Origin of the sequence: Wolbachia endosymbiont of Drosophila baimaii (assembly GCF_028982185.1) — a bacterium.
In the GTDB taxonomy this organism is placed as follows: Bacteria; Pseudomonadota; Alphaproteobacteria; order Rickettsiales; family Anaplasmataceae; genus Wolbachia; species Wolbachia pipientis.
Window position 1 is genome coordinate 1 of the sequence record NZ_JAPQLE010000074.1, and the last position, 3301, is coordinate 3301.

At 34.6% G+C, this 3301-nt stretch carries 3 protein-coding genes and 1 pseudogene; 2 read left to right on the top strand and 2 right to left on the bottom strand.

Translation table 11 applies throughout. The features are described 5' to 3' along the window. Positions 1-222 (bottom strand): annotated as a pseudogene (locus OZD66_RS02270) (IS110 family transposase); the annotation flags it as partial. A 277-nt stretch (positions 223-499) separates the two neighbouring features. Between OZD66_RS02270 and lpdA the strand changes: the two are divergent. Beyond that, positions 500-1873 carry a dihydrolipoyl dehydrogenase gene (gene lpdA / locus OZD66_RS02275; protein ID WP_182366692.1) on the top strand — a complete coding sequence of 458 codons (1374 nt, stop codon included), beginning with the start codon at positions 500-502 and terminating at the stop codon, positions 1871-1873. 5 nt (positions 1874-1878) lie between these two features. Here the strand turns inward: lpdA and OZD66_RS02280 are convergent, their stop codons facing one another. Next, positions 1879-2271, bottom strand: coding sequence for a hypothetical protein (locus OZD66_RS02280; RefSeq protein WP_182366690.1), 393 nt, complete (start codon positions 2269-2271; stop codon positions 1879-1881). A 69-nt stretch (positions 2272-2340) separates the two neighbouring features. Here OZD66_RS02280 and murG point away from each other — a divergent pair. Continuing rightward, positions 2341-3301: undecaprenyldiphospho-muramoylpentapeptide beta-N-acetylglucosaminyltransferase (gene murG, locus OZD66_RS02285; protein WP_275022109.1), on the top strand; the 961-nt coding region annotated here is incomplete at its 3' end.

Consider the following 3301-nt stretch of genomic DNA (forward strand, 5'->3'; position numbering starts at 1 on the left):
TACTGGTAATCCAAAGCTCCTTAACTCTTTGCACATCGATATTGACAATTGCCCACTTTCTATTCCTATGGATTCGTATTCTCTGCTTTGACTAAGCAGAAACTCAGCTATTGCACTGCTCTCACTTGCAACAACTTCTTCTTTAACAATTTTTCCTTTCTCATCAACGATACTAATAAAAGTTTCTTTGAGTGAGATATCTAACCCGCTATAATATTTCATGAGACTACTCCTACTGTAAAAGTTTAAATTATTTTTGAAGAACCAATTCATTGAATTTGTTACTTCGTGCTAAAATAATGGAGTATGTCTCTCCATCATTCAATCGCAATTACAGTATGTTGCATTAGTTGCTGTCATGAGAAAAATTATCGTTTGTTTAAATGCCATGATAAAAAATAACAACTTTTATCTTGACTCTTAAGACGGTAGATGACAGACCATTGATTGTATGGGTTCCATCTGTTATATATAATCTTTTTGAATACGAAGAAAACTGATGAATGAGTATGATATTACGGTTATAGGTAGCGGTCCTGGTGGTTATATAGCGGCAATTAGGGCGGCACAGCTTGGGTTTAAAACTGCAATTGTGGAAAAAGAAAAAAATTTAGGCGGTATATGCTTAAATTGGGGATGTATACCAACAAAATCACTGCTTAGAGCATCTGAGGTTTATAGGCTAATAAAAAGATCAAAAGAGTTTGGTATAGAAGTAAAGGGAGCGAGTTTTGATATACAATCAATAGTGAAATACTCAAGAAACGTTGTTGATAAATTGTCAAGCGGTGTTGCATATTTGATGAAAAAAAATAATATCAAAGTTCATCAAGGTTTTGGTAAACTTGCAGGCAATAGTACTATAAAAGTCGTTAGCGATAAGGAAGAACAAGAAATTGTTTCCAAGCATATCATTTTAGCAACAGGCGTGAGGGCACGGAATCTGCCTGGAATAGAGGCAGATGGAGATTTAATATGGAATGCGCAGCACGCTATGACTCCAGAGAGATTACCAAAATCGCTACTAATTATAGGGTCTGGTGCAATTGGAATAGAATTTGCAAGTTTTTATAGTACTTTGGGGGTTGATGTAACAATCATAGAGATAAAGAGCACTATTTTGCCGCTGGAGGATAAGGACATTTCAGATTTAGCACAAGAAATATTCACAAAACAGGGGATAGAAATATATACAAGCAGTAGCGTAAAAGCTCTTACTAAAAGTAAAGACTCTGCTCAAGTGCTACTAAGTAGTGGTGAAAGCAAAGAATTTGATAAGGTGATTGTTGCGGTTGGAATTCAAGCAAATATTGAAAATATAGGTTTAGAAAATACAAAAATTAAATTAAGCCCTTCTGGTTTTATTGAAACGAATGAATGGTATGAAACTAGTGAATCAAATGTGTATGCAATAGGTGATGTAGCTGGCCCACCATGTTTAGCACATAAAGCGAGCCATGAAGCCGTGATCCGCATTGAAAAGATTGCTGGTAAAAATGCTCATGCGTTAAAAAAAGAATGCATACCAAATTGCACTTATTCTCATCCACAAATAGCGAGCATCGGCCTTACTGAGGAACAGGCAATAAAAGGTGGGTATGATATAAAAATAGGAAAATTTCACTCTAACTTTAATGGTAAGTCTGTTGCACTCAGTGAAACTGAAGGGTTAGTGAAAACGATTATAGATAAAAAAACCGGAGAAATTCTGGGTAGCCACATGATAGGTGCAGAAGTAACGGAGTTAATTAGCAATTTTGCTCTTGCAAAGCAACTAGAAGGAACAGACTTCGACATAAAATCTACGATTTTTCCTCATCCAACCATTTCAGAGATGATACATGAATCAGTGCTTGCTGCAGATGTTAAATAGTTGAACTAACGTTCCATCGTTTTAGAGTTGTCAATGTCTTGAGTAGTAGTTTGATTAGGCACTTTAGTTTCAATAGATTGATTACCACCAGCATCAGAATTCTGTAACTCTTCTTTCAATCCCTTAGCTGCTTCTTTAACTTCAAGCTTTGCCTTTGGATGAAGATCTTCTGGGCCTTTTCCTTTAGTATCCAAACCTTGTTGTAGATTAGTGTTTTTCATTTTATTATACTGCTCGTGCTCAGGTAGGTCAACGACCGAATTGAAAAGAATTTTTATTATATTTTTTAGCAGTTCTAAAAAACCTCTGCTTCTGCCTTCTCTTTGTTCTTGAGGTTTATTTTTCTCATTAGGTTCTTTTTTACTATTACTTTTAGGCATTTTTAACTCAACTATCATAACGCTTAATAAAATTCTATGTGCAAATTGTTAAATAACAGTTAACAATCTAGGATTTATTATTTACAGATGGATATTATTTTAGCAACAGGTGGCACAGGTGGGCATATCTTTCCGGCCATAGCTTTAGCAAAAGCACTAAAGACACAAGGATACAATTGCATATTATTCACTGATAAAAAAACAAATAAAAATACCGACATAGAAAGCTACACCTTACCATTACGTAGACCAAGCAGCAACAAATTTAAGTTTTTCCTTTTCTTGATATACAGCTCTATGTTAGCACTGTATCAAGTAAGAAAATTAAAACCAAAATCGGTCATTGGTTTTGGTAGCTATGCTTCTTTTCCAACTCTTCTTGCAGCAAGAGTTCTTTCTATACCTATAATTTTACATGAACAAAACACAGTTTTAGGGAGAGTAAATAGATTCTTTTTCAAGAGTGCAAAATTAATTGCAACCAGCTTTCCGGAGACTAAATATGCAGAGGGCAATAAATGTATTTTTACAGGAAATTTTGTTGATATAAAAGCACAGAGCCATTCTAGCACTGAGAAAATCCTAAATATATTGGTCATAGCAGGCAGCCAAGGTGCAAATTTTTTTGATGATGTAGTAAGCAGCGTAATTTGTGATTTACCTATTAAAATGAAAAAGAAAATTAGAGTGACGCAGCAATGTACGAAGAAAAATGTAAACAAGGTCAAAAGTCTATACAAAAGTGAAAAGATCGATTGTGAATTGAGTGAATTTTTTGATGATATGGAGAATAGACTGGCCAATGCTCACTTGGTAATTAGCAGAGCAGGAGCAACTTCAATAGCAGAGATCACTCTTGCTAGGCGTTCTGCTATATATATTCCTTACCCTTACTCAAAAGATAATCACCAATTTTATAACGCAAAATATATTGAAGACTCGAGAGCAGCTATAATAGTTGAGCAGAATAGTGAAACAAAAAAAAATCTAACAGAGGTACTATTTGATCTATTAAATAATTCTCAAAAATTGCGTGATATGACCAATA